The 18,276-nt window shown below is 52.0% G+C and carries 18 protein-coding genes and 1 tRNA gene; 7 read left to right on the forward strand and 12 right to left on the reverse strand.

Features of this window, described 5'->3' with window-relative positions; translation table 11 throughout:
- Window positions 1-2: 2 nt before the first annotated feature.
- Window positions 3-251: a hypothetical protein gene (locus J5W02_RS07615; protein WP_219965068.1), complete on the reverse strand. Its 249-nt coding sequence runs from the start codon at window positions 249-251 to the stop codon at window positions 3-5.
- A 9-nt stretch (window positions 252-260) separates the two neighbouring features.
- Window positions 261-1,196: a LysR family transcriptional regulator gene (locus tag J5W02_RS07620; RefSeq protein ID WP_219965069.1), complete on the reverse strand. Its 936-nt coding sequence runs from the start codon at window positions 1,194-1,196 to the stop codon at window positions 261-263.
- 258 nt (window positions 1,197-1,454) lie between these two features.
- Between J5W02_RS07620 and J5W02_RS07625 the strand changes: the two genes are divergently transcribed.
- From J5W02_RS07625 to J5W02_RS07650, 6 genes are all read left to right on the forward strand, one after another.
- On the forward strand, window positions 1,455-2,453 hold the full coding sequence (locus tag J5W02_RS07625) for a 4-hydroxythreonine-4-phosphate dehydrogenase PdxA (protein WP_219965070.1): 999 nt from the start codon (window positions 1,455-1,457) through the stop codon (window positions 2,451-2,453).
- Window positions 2,454-2,579: 126 nt separating this feature from the next.
- A complete protein-coding gene (locus J5W02_RS07630) occupies window positions 2,580-3,389 on the forward strand; it encodes a sugar phosphate isomerase/epimerase family protein (RefSeq protein ID WP_255575652.1) in 810 nt (269 codons plus the stop codon).
- 33 nt (window positions 3,390-3,422) lie between these two features.
- Window positions 3,423-4,076: an aspartate/glutamate racemase family protein gene (locus J5W02_RS07635; RefSeq protein ID WP_219965072.1), complete on the forward strand. Its 654-nt coding sequence runs from the start codon at window positions 3,423-3,425 to the stop codon at window positions 4,074-4,076.
- A gap of 35 nt (window positions 4,077-4,111) precedes the next feature.
- Window positions 4,112-5,383 (forward strand): 3-oxo-tetronate kinase, encoded by a 1,272-nt coding sequence (otnK, locus tag J5W02_RS07640; protein ID WP_219965073.1) that lies wholly within the window; start codon window positions 4,112-4,114, stop codon window positions 5,381-5,383.
- Entirely contained in the window at window positions 5,380-6,000 is a 621-nt protein-coding gene (locus J5W02_RS07645; protein ID WP_219965074.1) for a class II aldolase/adducin family protein, read from the forward strand. The genes otnK and J5W02_RS07645 overlap by 4 nt, the downstream gene beginning before the upstream one ends.
- Before the next feature lie 218 nt (window positions 6,001-6,218).
- Window positions 6,219-7,601, forward strand: coding sequence for a CitMHS family transporter (locus J5W02_RS07650; RefSeq protein WP_219965075.1), 1,383 nt, complete (start codon window positions 6,219-6,221; stop codon window positions 7,599-7,601).
- A gap of 388 nt (window positions 7,602-7,989) precedes the next feature.
- Here J5W02_RS07650 and J5W02_RS07655 read toward each other — a convergent pair whose 3' ends face one another.
- Window positions 7,990-9,126, reverse strand: coding sequence for a toxic anion resistance protein (locus J5W02_RS07655; RefSeq protein ID WP_219965076.1), 1,137 nt, complete (start codon window positions 9,124-9,126; stop codon window positions 7,990-7,992).
- A gap of 35 nt (window positions 9,127-9,161) precedes the next feature.
- Complete coding sequence (locus tag J5W02_RS07660; protein ID WP_219965077.1) at window positions 9,162-10,430, reverse strand: 5-bromo-4-chloroindolyl phosphate hydrolysis family protein; 1,269 nt, start codon at window positions 10,428-10,430, stop codon at window positions 9,162-9,164.
- Window positions 10,431-10,441: 11 nt separating this feature from the next.
- Here J5W02_RS07660 and J5W02_RS07665 point away from each other — a divergent pair, with 11 nt between their 5' ends.
- Window positions 10,442-10,669 (forward strand): hypothetical protein, encoded by a 228-nt coding sequence (locus tag J5W02_RS07665; protein ID WP_219965078.1) that lies wholly within the window; start codon window positions 10,442-10,444, stop codon window positions 10,667-10,669.
- Window positions 10,670-10,802: 133 nt separating this feature from the next.
- On the opposite strand, the gene J5W02_RS07670 is transcribed toward J5W02_RS07665, so the two are convergent.
- From J5W02_RS07670 to J5W02_RS07705, 8 genes are all read right to left on the reverse strand, one after another.
- Window positions 10,803-12,062, reverse strand: coding sequence for a methyl-accepting chemotaxis protein (locus tag J5W02_RS07670; protein ID WP_219965079.1), 1,260 nt, complete (start codon window positions 12,060-12,062; stop codon window positions 10,803-10,805).
- A gap of 188 nt (window positions 12,063-12,250) precedes the next feature.
- A complete protein-coding gene (locus J5W02_RS07675) occupies window positions 12,251-13,624 on the reverse strand; it encodes an MATE family efflux transporter (protein WP_219965080.1) in 1,374 nt (457 codons plus the stop codon).
- A gap of 247 nt (window positions 13,625-13,871) precedes the next feature.
- Window positions 13,872-13,955: transfer RNA gene (locus J5W02_RS07680), tRNA-Leu, on the reverse strand.
- A 45-nt stretch (window positions 13,956-14,000) separates the two neighbouring features.
- A complete protein-coding gene (locus tag J5W02_RS07685; protein ID WP_219965081.1) occupies window positions 14,001-15,272 on the reverse strand; it encodes a methionine gamma-lyase family protein in 1,272 nt (423 codons plus the stop codon).
- Window positions 15,273-15,285: 13 nt separating this feature from the next.
- A complete protein-coding gene (locus J5W02_RS07690; protein WP_219965082.1) occupies window positions 15,286-15,468 on the reverse strand; it encodes a DUF6440 family protein in 183 nt (60 codons plus the stop codon).
- Between the two features lie 13 nt (window positions 15,469-15,481).
- Complete coding sequence (locus tag J5W02_RS07695) at window positions 15,482-16,216, reverse strand: GNAT family N-acetyltransferase (protein ID WP_219965083.1); 735 nt, start codon at window positions 16,214-16,216, stop codon at window positions 15,482-15,484.
- Window position 16,217: 1 nt separating this feature from the next.
- Complete coding sequence (locus J5W02_RS07700) at window positions 16,218-17,243, reverse strand: M42 family metallopeptidase (RefSeq protein ID WP_219965084.1); 1,026 nt, start codon at window positions 17,241-17,243, stop codon at window positions 16,218-16,220.
- The gene (locus J5W02_RS07705) at window positions 17,243-18,262 is read right to left on the reverse strand and encodes a zinc-binding metallopeptidase family protein (protein WP_255575620.1); all 1,020 of its coding nucleotides are present in this window, start codon (window positions 18,260-18,262) and stop codon (window positions 17,243-17,245) included. Before J5W02_RS07705 ends, J5W02_RS07700 begins: the two co-directional genes overlap by 1 nt.
- Between the last annotated feature and the right edge of the window lie 14 nt (window positions 18,263-18,276).

The following is an 18,276-nucleotide window of genomic DNA, read 5'->3' on the forward strand; positions in this document are numbered from 1 at the left end:
AACTATAAAAACTGACTATTGCCAATTAAATGCATATGATTCACGGAAATCCGTGCAAAGAATTGTTCTCTGCTTGATTTCCCGTCCAATTCTTTGCACCTGCAAAATTGGTACTTCTGCAAAAAGATCAGCTTCCCGAAAAATAATTCTTCTGCGCATTTTTCTGCGGAATGTACGATTTCGGGGCCTAAAATTAAAAAAAGAGCGAAAAAGGGCGCAGCCAAAAGCTGCGCTCTTGCAATCGAATACATCAGAATGATTCAGACCGTTTCTCCAAAATTTCCATCGCGCAGAGTGTCCTTCAGAATACGGACGAACGCTTTGGCCGCGTTTGTCAGATAACGGTTCTTTTTAAAGGAAATGGCAATTTCTCTGCTGTCGGAAAGTCCCTCCAGCGTATAGTAGTCGGGATGAATCCTTGAATGCAGAAAAATATAGGGATTATAGGGCAGAATGGATACCCCCAGCCCTTCAATCACCATTGCCCGGACGGCTTCTATATTTCTGCAGTACAGGATGATATTGGGTGTAAACCCGGCCTCTTTACAGAGATTCAGCATGATGTCGTGCAAACGGTAATCGCTTGTCAGAGCAATAAAAGGCGCGTCCTTCAACAGTTCCAGATCCACGGACGCCAATGGTTTTCCGCGTGTCTGCGCAGGGATGAATCGGTCAAATCCCTCTTTCGGAACGGCCAGCACAATCTTTTCGTTAAAGAGCACCTGATGCACCAGCTGGTCGTTCCGCAGCGGCAGCACGGTAACGGCAACATCGACATCACCGGAAAGGAGAAGCTCTTCCAGCTCCTGATTCCTTTTTTCGTTCAGCTCGATTTCAATGTCGGGGTACCTTCTGCGGAATTCGCGCAGAACGGGCGGCAGCAGATAGGTGGTTCTGTACGGAGAAATCCCGATGGAAATGCGGCCTCGTTTGGAATTTGCCGCGTCCTTGATCTGAGCGACAAGCTGATCCTCCAAAGAGAGAAATTCCTTTGCCGTATCACAGTAAAGGCTGCCGGTATAAGTCAGTTTGAGCGGAATCGACGACCGGTCGAACAGCTCCGTTTCCAGCTCTTCCTCCAGCCGCTGGACATACTGGCTCAGGGACGGCTGGGATACATGGAGTTTTTCGGCGGCTTTGGAAAAGCTCTTTTCCTGCGCGACTGTCAGGACATACTGCAGCTGACGTGTGTTCATACAATCCCCCCATTACAACGAAAGAGATTAACTTATAATGTATTTGTTATATGATATATCGATTTTAGTATTTGAAGTTATAATATTAAGTATTATATAATAAAATCGTCAAAAGGGCAAATGTTTTATAGAACATGAATAACGGCAAAAAGACAAGATTGGAAAAAAAATCAGTTTCAGGCGAATTTTGTAAGAATCATTGGACTTTTCTTACAAGGACAGCAAGAACGACAAACAAAGAAAGCGAGTAATAGAAGAATGAATGTCAATCACAAAAAACCGGTTATCGGCGTAGCGCTGGGAGATGCGGCGGGCATCGGCGCAGAGATCGTAGCGAAGACTGCAGCAAGCGGAGTCCTGGAAGAGTTCGGACATGCTGTGATTATCGCAGACGAAAGGGAACTGAAAAGGGGCATGGAAATTGCCGGCGTTCAGTTTTCATACAGAAAGGCCGCAAATGTGGAAGAAGCCGCCGCCATGGACGGGATTGCCCTTCTGGATACAAAAGCGCTGGACGCATACGCCGTCACGATGGGAGAAGATTCCCTGGACTGCGGAAAGAACTCGGCACTCAATGTCAAGCAGACGGTGGAATACTGTATGCAGGGACATTTCGACGGGGTGTGCTTTGCTCCAAACAACAAAAAAATGATGAAGAAGGCAGGCTTCAAACTCAACGGCGCAATTGATCTGGTAGCCGGATTCATGGGTTATGAAGGCAAAAAAGGCGAACTGAGTGTTCTAGGCAACGTTTGGACCGCCAGAGTCACCAGTCACATCCCCCTTGCCGACGTCAGCGCCGCGCTGACCGTCGACAGGATTATGGATACCATCAATCTGCTGAACAACGCGCAGAAATCCGCCGGATTTGAGAATCCGCACATTGCGGTTGCGGCGTTCAACCCGCACGCCGGCGAAGGCGGAACCTGCGGTATGGAGGAAATCAACGTGATTACCCCCACCGTGGAAAAAGCCCGTCAGGCCGGAATCAACGTGGAAGGCCCCTACCCGGCGGACACCCTGTTCTACAATCTGTTCAACGGCGTTTACGATTCCGCTGTAACCCTGTTCCACGATCAGGGACAGATCGCCATGAAGCTGAAGGGCTTTGACAAGGGCACCACCGTCATGGGCGGACTTCCCTATCCCGTTACGACCTGCAGCCACGGCACGGCCTACAACATCGCAGGCAAAGGAATTGCCAACAACGGAGCATGGGAAAGCGCGTACAAGCTGGTATGCGCCATGGCGAAATAAGCGTTTAAGACTCAACCTTCCCAGAGTTTAACATACGGTACCGATTACGCATCCGGAGCCTTCTGCACGGGCCCCGGATGCTGAATACGGGCCAACGGATACCATGAAAGAAAACAGGTGAAAAAAATGAATCTTGCCTATCCTGTCGCGACTCCTGACAGCAGCGTGCCGCTTATGGGTTTTACCGGACCTTTTGAAACGAACCTAGATTTTATTCGGCAGGCCGGATACACCGGCGTGGAGCTGCTGGTGAGAGACGCCGACGAACTGGATGCTTCCCGGCTGGAAATCGCGCTCTCCAAAAGAGGGCTGACCGCGGTTTCCTTCGGAACAAGCCCGATGCTTGCACAGGACAAACTCGATCTGCTCTCCGAAAATGACGAAATCCGGGCAGAAACCTTTCGGCGCACCGTTCGGATGGTCGATCTCGCTTCCCGTTTTCACGCCCCCGTGGGCATTGGAAAGCTCAGGGGCAACCTACAGGAGGGAACCGGCCGTACAGCCGAACGAAGAGATGAAATTTTCCGGAAGCTTTGCGAACACTGCGAGAAAACCGGGGGTTCCCTTGTCATGGAGCCTCAGAAATATGACAACGTAAATAATCTGAATACCATTGACGAATCCCTTGAGTGGCTGAAAGAAATGAACAGCAAACGGCTGAAATTGCTGGTGGACACCTTTCATATGGATCTGACTGAAAAAGATCAGTTTGACAGCATCCGCAGGGCAAACGGACAAATCGGTTTTGTGCATCTGTCAGACTCCGACAGAAAAGCGCCCGGCTGCGGAAGGATCGATTTCGGCGCTGTACTGAAGGCTTTCAGCGATATTTGTTACGGCGGGTTTTTTTCAATGGAGATCAAGCAAAGCCCAAACAGCGAAGAGGCCGCCGAAACATCCATCAAAAATCTGACGCGCCTCAGCGGGCAAATCTAAAACAGTGAAAATCAGAAAAAAGAGGTACCGGAAATGAAAAGAATTGCACTGGTCAGCGTCACGCTGAACGCAGTAAATCCCATTGTGGACTATATGACCAAAACGAATCCCGACGTTCATGTCGTCAACTATCTGGACAGCTATCTGCTGGAAAAGGTGGGAAAGGACAACGGCGTGATTACGGACGAATCCATGGGGCGCATGTTTGACATGCTGGTAAAGGCCTGCGCGGACGGCGCCCAGTGCATCATCATGACCTGCACAATTTTTTCACCGTACGTGGAAAAATTCTCGGAGCTGCTTTCCGTTCCCATCATCTGCCCGGACGGCGCCATGCTGGACGGGGTGGCAAAGGAAGGCGGAAAGACGGCGATCATCTGTACGTTCACCGGTACGGTCGATACCACCAGATCCGTATTTTTCAAGTATCAGCGCTTAAATGGAAGAGCGGAGTCGGTGGACATGTATGTGGTGCCGGAGGCGTTTAAAGCCGCCCAGGTTTCCGACATGGAGACACACGACCGGGTTATCCGTGAAAAAATCGCGGAGCTGGACGCTTCCTACGACCATGTTGTACTGGCACAGATCAGTATGGCAAGAGCCGCACAGGGGGTCGCCATGAAGCACGCAAAGCTTTGGACCAGTCCCAAAAGCGCGGTGGAAGCAGCCGTAAACCTTTTAAAATAAACGCTTGAAACCCGACTTCTATGTGGAGGAAAACTATGCTACAAAAATTAACGTTCGGCTGTATTGCGGACGATTTTACCGGAGCCAGCGACGCGGCCTCTTTTCTGGTCAAGGGCGGTATGAAAACAGTCCTTTACAGCGGTGTGCCGGACAGTGATCAGCCGATACCGGAAGGCGTGACCGCCGCGGTCATTGCGCTGAAAACCCGCACCGAGCAGGTGGACAAAGCGGTTTCCCAGTCCCTGCAGGCGGCCCAATGGCTCAAAAGCAAAGGGGCGGAGCAGCTGTATGTGAAGTACTGTTCTACCTTTGATTCCACTCCCGCCGGCAATATCGGTCCGATCTGCGACGCGGTTCTGGAGCGGTACGAGATTCCCTTCACCGTCCTGTGCCCTTCCCTGCCGGTCAACAAAAGAACGGTGAAGGACGGTACTCTGTTTGTGGATGGAACGCCGCTTTCCGAAAGCAGCATGAAAAACCACCCGCTGACTCCCATGTGGGACAGCTACCTTCCCAGCCTGATGAGCGGACAGAGCAAATACCCCTGTCTGGTTCTCGGCAGTGAGGATATGGCAGGGACGGACGAAGAAATCCGCCGTAAAGTAGACGATTTCGCAAAAAATCATCCGCGCTTTTATCTGGTACCGGACTTTGTGAACGACACGGACGCCGACAGAATCATATCTGTTTTCGGTGATCTGCGCCTTTTGACCGGCGGTTCCGGTCTGATGCAGCCCATTGCGGAAAAATACAGCCGCAGCCAGGCGGAGCAGCCGGCACGGCCGGGCGGCAGCAAAGGCCCCGCGATCATTGTTGCGGGAAGCTGCTCGGTGGCTACGCAGGGGCAGGTCAGGCACTACCTTCAAAACGGCGGCTTCGGCATTATGGTCCGCCCGGGCATGCTGCTTTCCGGCGATCAGACAGTGGACAGTATCTGGAATCAGGTACAGGAATCCCCGCGCGACAGCGTCCTGATTTACAGCGCGGGAAGCGCCGGACAAACGGAAACAGAAACGGACGGCGCCAGCGAGGCCGCTCTTCTTGAAAACACCATGTCAGAGCTTGTGCGCAGAGCCGCAGAAGCGGGCTACACCCGGCTGATCTGCGCGGGCGGGGAAACCTCCGGCGCAGTCACCAAGGCGCTGGGATACTATGCTTACCAAATCGGAGAAAGCATTGCGCCGGGCGTTCCGGTCATGATCCCTCTGCAGCATCCTCAGATTCGCCTGGTTTTGAAATCCGGCAATTTCGGTCAGAAAGATTTCTTTATGAGAGCGCTGAAAATGACCGCGGAGGAAGAAAAATGACGAGCTTACTGCAAGATAAAATAGATGACGCAATCTGGATTGCAAACAGTCTTTTCGAGCGCGGAAAGACATCCGGCTCCACCGCAAATATGAGCTTTCTGCATGACGGAAAGGTGTATATCAGCGGAACCGGCACCTGCTTCGGTACCCTTTCGCAGCAATCGTTTTCCGTCATTGACCTTGACGGGAACCATCTGGACGGAATCAAGCCCAGCAAAGAGTACCCGCTGCACACTCTGTTTTACAAACACAATCCCGGCGTGGCGGCCGTGATTCATACCCACAGCTTTTACGCCACCCTGTGGTCCTGTTACTGCCGATCCGGGGAACGCAATGTCATTCCAAACCATACGCCGTATCTGCGTATGAAAGTGGGAGACATCGGGACTGTCGCATACGCTGCCCCGGGTTCCAAGGAACTCTTTCAGGCGTTTTCACAAGTGCTGGACGACCGGCGCGGCTACCTGCTGCAGAACCATGGCCCCGTCGTGGGCGCCGCGGATTTGTTCTCTGCTTTTTACGGGCTTGAGGAGCTGGAGGAAAGCGCTCACATCGCGTGGGAGCTGCGCAATTCAGGCTTGACCAATATAGAGGACAGAAGCGATCTGGACTTCTGAACAAAACTTTGTAACCCTTGCACAAAAGGCAGCCCGGAAGCACAATAAGATTCCGCGCTTTGATTTTCGGGAGTTGGATGGAAAAGGGAAAAGGAGGAAAAAAGGGGATGAGGATTTTCTTGAGGAGTTGAAATCATTTTTCATCCCGCTCGGTACTGAAAGTTGAAACGGCCTTTTCGTTGTCTTAAAATAAAGCACAGAAATTAGGGGGAGAAAAAATGCTTACTGCTTTAGCATGGGTCATGATTATTCTTTTTATGGTCATGATTATGACAAAAAAAATGCACCCATTTACAGCAATCGTGCTCATCCCTTTGTCCTTCACGTTTATAGGAACGTTTACGGGACTGTACAGGGAAGCGGCGGCGAAAGCCTCCGAAATAGCCATTGGAGACGTAACTTATTTCGATCAGCTCAAGCTTTTGGGCACTTGGGTGCAGCAGGGTCTGACAAAAACCTCGACCACCATTTTCATGATGTTCTTCGCGATTATGTTCTTTTCGCTGATGCTGGATACCGGTTTGTTTGACCCGATTTCCAAAACCGTTATCAAGATTGCCAAAGGAGATCCTCTCAAGGTGATCGTAGGAACCGGCATCATCACAGCACTCGTTTCCCTGAGCGGCGACGGCACAACCACTACTCTGATCTGCTGCTCGGCTCTGGTTCCGATTTACAAGAAACTGAACCTGAAGCGGCTTTATCTGGGCGTGATTCTGGTTCTGATGAACACCATTTTGAACATTCTGCCCTGGAGCAGTCCAACGGCCCGTGTCATGTCCGTTCTGGACGGGATTGACCCGCAGCAAATGCTGTACGCGCTTGCACCGGGCATGGCGGTTGCCATCGTATACATGATGTTCGTCTGCTACTACCTGGGCCTGAAGGAAAGAAAGCGTCTGGGAATCCAGAGTCTGACCGATCAGGACATTACGGAACTGATGACTCCTTCTGAAGAAAAGAATGACGCCAAACGTCCCAAAATGATGCTTTTCAACGGAATTCTGACATTTGTCGTTTTGGTTCTGCTGATTGCCGGTGTATTCCAGCCGGTGTTTATCTTCCTGGTAGGCAGCGTCATTGCTCTTGTTGTCAACTATCCTTCGATTGAACAGCAGAAAGAAAGAATCCGTGCCAATTCAGCGGATATGGTTATGACCGTTGTTGTTGTAATGGGCGCCGGCGTTTTCGCCGGACTGTTCAGTGGTTCCGGTATGGCCGACGCACTGGCCGCCAGCCTGATTCAGGTTATTCCGGCTTCGTTCGGACCGCACTGGGCGTTTATCACCTCGTTCATCTCCATCCCCGGCGGTTTCTTCCTTTCCAACGACGCATTCTTTTACGGCGTGGTTCCTGTACTGGCCCGCGCAGGCGTACAGTACGGTTTCAACAACTTCCAGATGGGCGTTGCATGCCTGATGGGACAAGCTTTCCATCTGTTAAGCCCCTTCACCCCGTGGATTTATCTGCTTTTGGGGATGACAGGACTGGAAATCGGCGACTGGCAGAAAGAAGGCGCCAAATGGGCGATCGGTATTTTCATCAGCTTTATTGTGCTGACGGTATTAACCGGTTATCTGCCCGTAACCCTGCATCCGTAACCCCGCGCCGTTCAACCGCTTACACCTTTTCATGATCATACATAGATAGACTGTTCACCCGGAACGGATTACCGGTGGAAGGCTTCTTCCCCCTGTTTTCTGTCCGGGTAACTGCCTCTCCGAAAAAAGGGAACCCGTAAAACCGGGTTCCCTGTATGTGATTTTACGGCTTCACAAAATTTTTCTCCCCCCATCCAATATAGAAATAATCTGACGGGAATTCTCCCCCTGTCGTAACCCCCAATGGTTCATAATATCGGTTTATGGATCCCTTCAGCCACAAGGAGCTGGGAAACAAAACCAAACCGGCACGGTAACAAATCCAAATACACCAAAAAAGGAACCCGGTTCTTTGAACCGGGTTCCTTTTTTGATTGAGACTCCGTTTTTACCGCAGCTGAAGAAGCTTGTCCTTCAGGTCGGTCTCCAGCTTTCTGAGTTCCTGCTCGGCCAGCGCGCGCTTTTCGCGGCCGTCCTTCTGAATCTGCATGACCTCGTCCAGTGTGGAAATGAGGGTTTCATTGGTATGCTTCAGTGTCTCAATGTCCACAATACCGCGCTCGGATTCCTTCTGTGTTTCAATGGTCGCCATCTTGAGCGTGTCGGCGTTCTTGCGCAGAAGATCGTTGGTCATATCCGTGACCTCACGCTGTGCCTTGGCCGCCTGTGTGGAGTGCTCTACGCCCAGCGCCAGCACCATTTGACTTTTCCAAAGAGGAATTGTATTGACAATTGTGGACTGAATTTTTTCGCTCATAATCAGGTCGTTGTTTTGAACCAGACGCAGCTGCGGCGCCATCTGAATGGATACCACACGGGTCAGATCCAAATCGTGCAGTTTCTTTTCAAAACGGTTACACATATTGGAAAGGTCATTCGCCGCCTGCGCGTCCTCCGGCAGGCCGGAAGCTTGGGCTTTCTGCTGCAGTGCGGGCAGATCGTTCGCACGCACCTGCTCCAGCCTTTGTTTGCCGGCAAGCAGATACATGGAGAGCTCTTTAAAGTAGGTCTTATTGACCTCGTACATTTTGTCAAGGACGGAGATGTCCTTTAAAAGCTGAACCTGATGCGCTTCCAGCGCGTCGCAGATCTGGTCAACATTGGTTTCCGCCTTGGCGTACCGGGCTTTCAGGGCAATAATTTTGTTCCCGCCGCGCTTGAAACGCGCCAGAAACCCCTTGTCTTCTTCCCCGACCTCAAAGCTTTTCAGCTCCGCCACTACGCCGGAAAGCATCTGTCCGACTTCGCCCAAATCCTTGGTGCGTACGTTTTCCAGCGCGCCTTCGGAAAAATCCGCAATCTTCTTCTGGGCGCCCACACCGTACTGAAGAATTTGGTTGCTGTTCGTCAGGTCAATCTTTGCGGCAAAATCAGCCACCATTTTCTGTTCGGCGGGAGTGAGCTGAGGTTCCGGCGCGGTTTCCTGTGCGGGTGCCGCCTGCGCAAGGATGGTCTGCGCGGAAATGGGCTGCTCGGGAACCGGTTCAAGCGTAAGCTCAAGAGCGGGGATCTCGTTCTGATTCATGATAATCCTCCAATCCCAATTTCTAATCAGGTTTTTTAAGAAAGTTTGGTTTCTTCCGTCGACTTTGCAAAGTCGCTGCCGGTCAGGCCCTCCTGTTTCAGCATCGTCTCCAGTGTGGAAATATCCGTGGAAACGTCGAGTGCGTCATCCGCAAAAAGGGAATCCAGAAGGTTTTCAAACGCTGTGTTGATCGTGTCGAGCGCGCGCTCGATCTCTTCCTTTGCTTTGCTGATATTTTCCCCCTGCACCGGCTGGGTTTCAAATTCTTCGTAAGATTTCACCAGTTTCAGAGTGGTGGGCATATAGTAACGAATAAAACGGCGAATATCCGGCAGCTTTTCCGGATGTTTGCCGACACAGGAAAAAATCCGGGCGGATACGTTTTCGAGCCGGTCCAGCTTTTCAGAAATCACTTCTCCCGGCAGGGCATCGTTGACGGCGCGGATCTGCCGCAAATATCCGTTGCCCTCTTCCCTGACTGCGGCGAGCTCCGCTTCCTTCGGATCCTCCTGCTTCTTCTGCTCTTCGGTGTGCGCGGCCTGTGTGCGCGTCTCGTAGGCTCTCTCCGCTTCGAGGTACTCTTCATACGTCTTGTCGTCCACCATAAAGCAGGTTTCCTCACGGTCCAGATGTCCCTGCGGACATGCGCCGCTGGTAATCATCTTTTTCAGGTCTTTCTTCGTTCGCTCCTGCGAAACACCGGCTGTGTCAGCCAGTTTGGCCACCGTGCAGAACAGTGCGTTCCCCATTGCTTCGCGGTAGCGCGCAAAGCGGCGGGCGCGGCGGCGAAGGCCGATTCCGTAACCCATCATCCCCAGCGCGGCTAACGTAATAGGCAGCAGGACCGAAAAGGCCACTGCAAAATCAGACAAAGACATATATCCGGTAACACCCACCATGAAAACCGCAATATCCGCAATCAGCATCGGGATGCCGACCGAAGCACCCACAATCGCATAAACAAGGCCGGAAATCCCCCCCGGCATCCTGCTGCGAAACGCGGAAAACTCCGCGGGTTCCCGGTAAGACGGCTGGGTTTCCCAGCCCGACGGGCGCCCGTAGGAATAGGGCTGACTGCGGCCGGATTCTCTCCGGTCATGGAAGATTTCCTCCTCATCACCGGTAAACTTCCGAACGCGGTCATCCACCGCCCGGCCTATTTCTTCAAAATTGCCGGAACGTACGGCTCGGCGCACGGCTCGGCCAACTTCTTTCCCGATATCTTTATAGTATTTGTTCCGCATGACTTCCTCCAGAGAACCCGCTGTGCAGTCCTGCGCACAGATGGACATTATTTTTTTCATTATAAATCATTTTGCTTAAAATGACAACTTCTCCTGAAGATTTTGCTCATTCCGGCGCGGTATCTGCCCTGCCCGAATTTTTGACGGTCATATTGACAAGCACCCTCCGGAAAACATATGCTGTACTGTCCAAAGAGAAGGAGGTGCGTGCAAATGTGCAGAAGACGTTGCGGTTGGGTCTGGTTCCGTCGTTGTCGCTGCTGGCGCTGGTGCTGCGGCCCCTGCTTTTGGTAAGATAAATTGAAAACAGCGCTCCACATCCGGCGTACCGGGTGTGGAGCGCTGCCTATGTCTTTGTCTATGGGGGTACGGAATCGATCTGCTCCGCTGTGATCTTTTTGGCCCTCTTGTGCAGAATCCAGCGTTTGTAAGCTAGTCCGATGCGGGCGAAGCGGAACGAAGCTGGAATTGCGATACCAGAGATTTCATCATTTGAGCCTGCCCCGAAAGATTCTGGCTGGCCGCCGCGCTTTCCTCCGCCGTAGCAGAGTTTGTCTGCACCACTGCCGAAATCTGATCCATGACGGTAGTCAAGTGATCCACTGCCGCAGACTGCTCTTCCGTGACCTCGGCAATTTCCCGATGCTCTCTCTGCGTTTCCGCCATACTCTTGGTCACGGCCTGTAAAGCGCCCAGCGCATCGTCCACCATTCTGGAGCCTTCCGAAACCGCGCTCAGAGAATCCGTAATCAGGGCGGAAGTGCTCTTGGCGGATTCCGCGCTCTTTGAAGCGAGGGTGCGTACCTCGTTCGCAACAACGGCAAAGCCCTTGCCGGCCTCCCCCGCGCGCGCCGCTTCCACCGCGGCGTTCAGCGCGAGAATATTCGTCTGGAACGCAATATCTTCAATTGCTTTTACAATATTACTGATCTGCGAGGAAGTCTGTTCAATGCGTTTCATGGCCTGTACCATACTTTGCATTTTTTCGTTGCACTGGCCAACCTCGCCCATCGTCTGGTTGGCCCATTCGCCAGCCTGAACGGCATTCAGGGCATTTTCCTTAACCTTGTCGGACAAATGGTGAATCTCCGCGGCCAGCTCCTCAATAGAGGCTGCCTGCTCCGATGCGCCCTGTGCCAGATTCTGCGCACCGTAAGACACCTGCTCGGATTCATTGGACACCATATAGGTTGACTGATTAATCCGGCTTAAGGTATCGTTCAGAGACAGCACAATTTTTTCAATATGGTCGGAAAGCGGAAGAAAATCCCCGCAGTACGCGTCCTTCGCCTCGAATTCTACATTAAAATTCGAGCGGGAAAGGCCCTCCAGCAGAGAACTGAGATCCGTGATGATGGCGCGCAGATTTGTGACGATTCCCTCTGTCGCGTCGGCCAGACGACCTGTTTCATCCTTTGTATGAATCTGCGGCACCGGAGAGTTCAAATCGCCCTGTGCCAGCGCATATAAACGATCCGCACAAAGGGAAATCGGTTTTGCGATTTTATTCCCCGCCCAAAAGGAAACCACGGCCCCTATCAGGCAGTACACCAAAGTTAAAATAGCAATCCAGAAAACCTCATCGGTTCCTGATTTAATCAGCAAAGAACTTGCGACACCAAAAGATACGCTCAGCAAAACAATAATTACCAATAAAATAGAGAAGATCTTAAAACGAATGCTTTTCATCATACTATTACTCCCTTGTCATGATGCAGCGGGATAATCCTCCTTCTGTAATGTGTTTCCGCGATGTTTTATAATTGGCCTCATGAACAAGTTGGCAAAAAGAACAGGAAAAAAATGGACTTCATTTAGTAATCTCGTCTCAAATGCAAAATAATTTAGCTGTTTCCGAAAGAAAAAGGCAAAAACAATCTTTAGGTGCGGGCGGCAGAATCTGAAGGTGCCGCCAAGACTTCCAATATTGGTTTGGCTTTTAATTTATGATAATATAGCATCCCAACAGCATCTGCCAAGAACCATCCTGTCGGCACCGACAGCCATATGCCAATCACTCCGATTTCAGGGATCGCAGATAGTATGTATGCGAGAATAACACGGGTACCAAGTGAAATAATCGTCAATACCACCGACATGCCCGGTTTCCGTATTGCCCGATACAATCCGTAAAATAAAAACAGAAATCCAATTCCCAAATAGCACGCGCCCTCAATCCACAAGTACTGCATGCCAATAGACATAACTTCTGTTTCTTGCGGCTGTATAAAAATCAACATAAGCGGCCTTGCAAAAATGCAAACAACAGCGCTGATTGTCACACTGAATAGTGCGATGATAATAAATGCGCTCTGAATTCCCCGCTTAATGCGCTTGAATTGGTTAGCTCCATAATTCTGTGCAATAAAAATCGAAAAGGCATTTCCAAAATCCTGCAGCGGCATATAAGCAAAAGAATCAATTTTCACGGCAGCCGCAAACGCCGCCATTACGATGATTCCAAAACTGTTAATCAGTCCTTGAACCATCAAAATTCCGAAATTCATAATAGATTGCTGTATGCAAGTCATAAACGAAAAATGCGATATTTCTTTTAGCAATCCAGGTTCTGAAAATTCTTCATTTTTGTGTATACGAAATTCCGGATAACGAATTAGTGTATATATCATAATTCCGGCACCGGACACAATCTGCGAAATGACAGTGGCAATCGCAGCACCCGCCACACCCCATTGAAAAGTAAGTACAAATAGTAAATCCAAGCCAACATTCAATACTGCCGAAATGCCGAGAAACACGAGCGGCGTAACAGAATTTCCTATGGAACGTAAAAGCGAAGCATAAAAGTTGTATAAAAATGTCGCGCCGATTCCCCAAAAGATAATCCAGAGGTAACTCCTCGTTAAGTTGTATATTTCTGCAGGGATGCGAAGAAAATGCATAATCGGGTCAATCAAAAAAAATACCGCAAGATTCAGCGCAACCGTACATGCGAAAATCAATAAAAAAGACGTATAGATACTTTTCTTCAGACGCCCTGCGTTTTTTTCTCCGAAATTCAGAGAAAAAACAGTACCGCTGCCCATGCACATACCCATGAGGATTGAAGTTAAAAATGTCATAAGCGTATACGATGAGCCCACCGCCGCAAGTGCATTTTTACCCACGAATTGTCCGACGATCAATGTGTCTACAATGTTATATAACTGCTGCAATAAGTCTCCAATAATCATTGGAACTGCAAATCGTAACATTGCCGATGTAATTTTTCCACTCGTTAAACATTTTTCCATAATCATTCACCGAATTTTTCATATTTTTTAATAACCGTAGGATTTTTCCAAAACCACCGTTTTGGTGCGGGTGACAGGACTTGAAGGTAGTGTAATCTCAACGCGCGTTCCGCGAGTTCCTTTGTTTCCCTGCGCCGCAAAGGTAGGCCCATGTGCCGCCCCCAAATTGCGCCGGCAGGCTCTTCGCCACCTGCCAGCTCACAACGAAAAACCGGGAACCCGGCCCGTTGAGCCGAATTCCCGATTTTGGTGCGGGTGACAGGACTTGAACCTGCACGGTATTGCCACAAGAACCTAAATCTTGCGTGTCTGCCAATTCCACCACACCCGCGTGCGAAAGCTATTATACCGTAATAATAGCTTATTTGCAAGTGTTTTATCTTCCCAAAATTCCCTGTTCCAGCATGGACTGTGCCGCCAGCAGGGCACCGAGGCGGCCGCTGTGGTAATTCAGCCCGCCCTGCATCCACGCGGCATAAGGCTCGCGCAGGGGGGCGTCGGCGGAAAGCTCAATGGAAGCGCCCAGCGTAAACGCGCCCGCGGCCATGATGACTTTACAGTCGTAACCCGGCATATCCCACGGCTCCGGAGTCACAAAGGAATCCACCGGAGCGCCCTTCTGCACGCCTTTGCAGAAGGCGATGAGCGCCTCTTCCCTGCGCAGCAGCACAGCCTGGATAATATCGGCGCGCGGCTCGTCGTACTTCGGGGTAACGTCGTATCCGAAAAGGCTGAATAGCGCCGCGGTAAACGAAGCGGTTTTCAGCGCCTCGCCGGTGACATGCGGCGCATGGAACGCACCCATGAACAGTTCCCGGTTATTGCCGAGGGTCGCGCCGATTTCACGGCCGGTACCCGGGGTGGTCAGACGGTAGGAACAGCTTTCCACCAGATCTTTTCGTCCGGCAATATATCCCCCGGTGGGCGCGACGCCGCCGCCCGGATTTTTAATCAGAGAACCCGCCATCAGATCCGCACCGCGGCTGACCGGTTCCTCAGTCTGTACGAACTCACCGTAGCAGTTGTCCACCATCACGATGCAGTCCGGAGCCTTTGCCTTCACAATCTTCGCTATTTTTTCAATATCCTCCACAAAGAGGGAGGGTCTCAGGCTATACCCGCGGGAACGCTGAATATAGACCATCCTGATTTTCGGGTTCACCCGCCGTTCGATTTCCTCATAATCGGGTGTTCCGTCCGCTTTCAGCTCCAGCTGCTCGTACCGGATACCGAACTCCTTTAAAGAACCGTTCCCGTCGCCGGTAAGGCCGATGACTCCGCGCAGAGTATCGTAAGGAATCCCCGTTACGCTGAGCATAACGTCGTCCGGGCGCAGAACACCGAACAGAGCCACGGTCAGCGCGTGGGTACCGCTGACAAAATTATAGCGGACGAGTGCGTCCTGCGCGCCGAGCGCCGCAGCGTAAACCGCGTCCAGCGCGTCGCGCCCGCGGTCGCCGTAGCCGTAGCCGGTGGAAGCCGCAAAATGGCTTTCGCTGACCCCCGCCTGATTAAAGGCCGCCATCATTTTCTGCTGGTTGTAATCGGTGGTGTCGTCAATTCTTCCCAGAACCGGCGCAATCATTTGGGACGCTTTTTCCGCGGCGTCTCTGATTTTTTTATCAATTGTAAAATAAGGGTAAAGCATGTTTCTTCCTCACTTAATTATCGTCACTGACAAAGCGCACCACGGGCCTGCCGTCCCGGTCCAGAAGCGGAGTCAAACCGCCCGCATAGCCGTTGGAGATTTGCAGATAATGAACTCCGGTTTCCGTATCAACCAGGATTCTCTGAACATCCACCGTCCCCTGCGAATAAATGACCTTGAATCTCTTTTCTTTCATCGGTACTTTCTCCTCAAATCTTCATTTCTGAAAATTCCCCGCAGGCAGTAAAGCCGTAGGAGCGGTAGAAATCCTCATTTTCGTCCTGTGTCCGCAGAATAAAAATTCTTCTGCCCGGCAGCTGGGAAATGAGCGCGGAAAGCGTTTCATGCCCCAAACCTTTGCACCTTTGCCCGGGGTCAACGCAGACTGCGGACAGCACGGCCGTCTCGTTTGTCCGCGCGGAGCACACCGCGCAGGAAACCAGAGTGTCCCCTTGCCGGATTCCAACGGCAGCGGCGGTATCGTGCCGAATCCGGTGAGACATGTCCATATAAAACGGCTCAAACTCCGGCGGTGTAAAGCTTTCCGTGGCACAGGCAGACAAAAGCGCGTAAATATCGCGCAGTCCGGGGTTCTTCTCAAACAAAAACCGCGCCTGCACAGGCTCCGCATTTTCATACACCATGATCTGCCCGGTTGAAGTTACCGGAAATCCTGTCTGCTTTGCCGCGGCGGAGCTGCAAAGCAGACGGTTTGCGCCCGTCATCCGGATAAAATCCGTCAGCTCGTCAAAGTCCGGGCTGCCCGCGTCCAGAATCAACGCATCATCCAGCTTGCAGAGCAGTGTGCCGGTACCCTCCTGTACCCAGAACTGGGCAAACGGTTCGTTCAGGCCGTAGGCTTCGGCGGCGGAAAGAATCTGGCAGCCGAACGCCGTAGCACCAAACGAGGAAAGGGCATCTTCATATTCTACTTTTTTAATCATTTTATCCCTCGCCAGCTATCATATCCGCAAGCTCACAAACAAGCTTCTGCGCGGAAATAAAATCCTCCTGTGAAATCAGGCTCACTGCGGAATGCAGATACCTGCACGGAAGAGATACCGCAACGGTTCTTACCCCGCCGCGGGAAACGTGGATGGCGCCGGCGTCATTTCCGCCCGCGACCGCCCGTTTTGCCTGGCAGTTCACCCCGGCCTTTTTTGCCGCCTTGAACGCCATCTGATAGTATTCCTTATCGTAAATCGTATGTCTGTCCATAAAGGAAATCACCGCGCCGCCGCCGACATTGCAGACCTGATTTTCCCTGTCCACGCCCGCCACATCGGCCGCCGTGGTGCTTTCCAGCACGATTGCCGCCTGCGGCTCCACAGCAAAAGCAGCCGTTCTTGAACCGTTCAATCCGGTTTCCTCCTGTACGGCAAACACAAAGTACAGATCGTATTTCAGGTCGCCCTGAATCATATCGATCATCATGGCACATCCGGCACGGTCGTCGAGCGCGCGGCTCTTGAGCATTCCGTGGGAGGTGTCAAAAACGGAGTCGAAGGTGACCGGATCGCCCGGCATTACATGGCTCTCCGCTTCCTCACGGTTTTCAGCGCCGATATCAATATATAAATCTTTCAGCGGTACGGATTTCTCCTTTTCGTCCTCTTCCAGAAGATGAATCGGCTTCGCGCCGACGACCCCGCCGACATTCTTGCCCACGGTAACCGGAATGCCGCAGAGCACCCGGCGGTCAATGCCGCCGACCGTGGCGAATTTCAGCAATCCGCCATCCGTAATATCGGTCACAATCATGCCGACCTCATCCATGTGCGCGTTCAGCATCAGTTTGGTCTTGGGGCGTCTTTCCCCTTTTTTAAACGCGATAATACTGCCGAGCGGGGTAATTTCCACACTGGTGGCGTACGGCTCGATTTCACCAAGAATCAGATTTCTTACCTCGTCCTCATTCCCGGAAATCCCGCGCGCCGTGCACAGACGCTCCAAAAGCTTCCAGTCAGCCATTACTCCACCCCCTTGATGTATTCCGCAATGAGTCTTGCGGTATGCTCCACGTCTTTGAGGTCGATGACTTCTACCGGCGTGTGCATGTACCGGAGCGGAATAGAGATCAGCTCCGCTTTTACGCCCTTTCGCGTGATGGCAATCTCGTCGGAATTGGTGCCCGTTGAGCCGCCCATCACATCCAGCTTGTAGGGAATGTGGTTTTTCTTTGCCGTTTCAATCATCCCGTCGATCATACTTCTGTTTAAAATCGGCGCAACCCCGATCATCGGCCCGCCGCCCAGCTTCCCGCATTTTTCGGGCAGCACGTTCGGCTGTTCGGCAAAGCTGACGTCCACGATCACCGCGTGGGTCGGATTGACGGAATAGGCGCCTGTGACCGCACCCTGCCCGCCGACTTCCTCCCGGCTGCTCAGAAGGACGGTCACTTCGCAGTTAAGTTCACAACCGGCAAGCAGCTGCGCGCAGCGGATCAGTACGGCAACGCCCGCCCGGTCGTCCAGTCCGGGAGCGGTCACCCGCGTGCCCAGAAGGCTCTTCGGCGCGGCATGAAGCAGAATCCGGTCGCCGGGGCGCACCAGTTTTTCCGCTTCGGCTTTGGAAAGTCCCGCGTCCACCGCCATTTTGTCAACGGACACCAGCTTGTCCTCGCTGCCGTCCGAAAGATGGGGCGGTGTGCAGCAGACGACTCCGGTCAGCACCTCTTTGCCGTAAATGGTCACCGGGCTGCCCGGCAGAACACGGCGGTCAACACCGCCGGTGCGGTCAACCCGGAGAAATCCGTGTTTATCAATATTCGTAACGATCAGACCGATCTGATCCAGATGCGCGTCCAGCAGAATATGCTTTTCCGCGCCGAGCTTTCCCATTTTTGCAATCACGTTGCCCATTTTGTCAACATGAGCCTTTGCGTATTTGGAAAGCTCCTTTCCCGCCGCTTTTGCCGCTGCGTTTTCGTTCCCCGGTGTGCCGGGAGCCGCGCAAAGGCGAAAAACAAGCCCCTTCAGTTCATCCATCATATCACTCCGTTATC

The sequence above is a fragment of the Caproiciproducens faecalis genome (genome assembly GCF_019448085.1).
Taxonomy (GTDB): Bacteria; Bacillota; Clostridia; order Oscillospirales; family Acutalibacteraceae; genus Caproiciproducens; species Caproiciproducens faecalis.

Coding starts and splice junctions, on each gene's coding strand:
- J5W02_RS07615 (WP_219965068.1), bottom strand. CDS start 251: ATGTATTCGATTGCAAGAGCGCAGCTTTTGGCTGCGCCCTTTTTCGCT.
- J5W02_RS07620 (WP_219965069.1), bottom strand. CDS start 1,196: ATGAACACACGTCAGCTGCAGTATGTCCTGACAGTCGCGCAGGAAAAG.
- J5W02_RS07625 (WP_219965070.1), top strand. CDS start 1,455: ATGAATGTCAATCACAAAAAACCGGTTATCGGCGTAGCGCTGGGAGAT.
- J5W02_RS07630 (WP_255575652.1), top strand. CDS start 2,580: ATGAATCTTGCCTATCCTGTCGCGACTCCTGACAGCAGCGTGCCGCTT.
- J5W02_RS07635 (WP_219965072.1), top strand. CDS start 3,423: ATGAAAAGAATTGCACTGGTCAGCGTCACGCTGAACGCAGTAAATCCC.
- otnK (WP_219965073.1), top strand. CDS start 4,112: ATGCTACAAAAATTAACGTTCGGCTGTATTGCGGACGATTTTACCGGA.
- J5W02_RS07645 (WP_219965074.1), top strand. CDS start 5,380: ATGACGAGCTTACTGCAAGATAAAATAGATGACGCAATCTGGATTGCA.
- J5W02_RS07650 (WP_219965075.1), top strand. CDS start 6,219: ATGCTTACTGCTTTAGCATGGGTCATGATTATTCTTTTTATGGTCATG.
- J5W02_RS07655 (WP_219965076.1), bottom strand. CDS start 9,126: ATGAATCAGAACGAGATCCCCGCTCTTGAGCTTACGCTTGAACCGGTT.
- J5W02_RS07660 (WP_219965077.1), bottom strand. CDS start 10,430: ATGAAAAAAATAATGTCCATCTGTGCGCAGGACTGCACAGCGGGTTCT.
- J5W02_RS07670 (WP_219965079.1), bottom strand. CDS start 12,062: ATGATGAAAAGCATTCGTTTTAAGATCTTCTCTATTTTATTGGTAATT.
- J5W02_RS07675 (WP_219965080.1), bottom strand. CDS start 13,624: ATGGAAAAATGTTTAACGAGTGGAAAAATTACATCGGCAATGTTACGA.
- J5W02_RS07685 (WP_219965081.1), bottom strand. CDS start 15,272: ATGCTTTACCCTTATTTTACAATTGATAAAAAAATCAGAGACGCCGCG.
- J5W02_RS07690 (WP_219965082.1), bottom strand. CDS start 15,468: ATGAAAGAAAAGAGATTCAAGGTCATTTATTCGCAGGGGACGGTGGAT.
- J5W02_RS07695 (WP_219965083.1), bottom strand. CDS start 16,216: ATGATTAAAAAAGTAGAATATGAAGATGCCCTTTCCTCGTTTGGTGCT.
- J5W02_RS07700 (WP_219965084.1), bottom strand. CDS start 17,243: ATGGCTGACTGGAAGCTTTTGGAGCGTCTGTGCACGGCGCGCGGGATT.
- J5W02_RS07705 (WP_255575620.1), bottom strand. CDS start 18,262: ATGATGGATGAACTGAAGGGGCTTGTTTTTCGCCTTTGCGCGGCTCCC.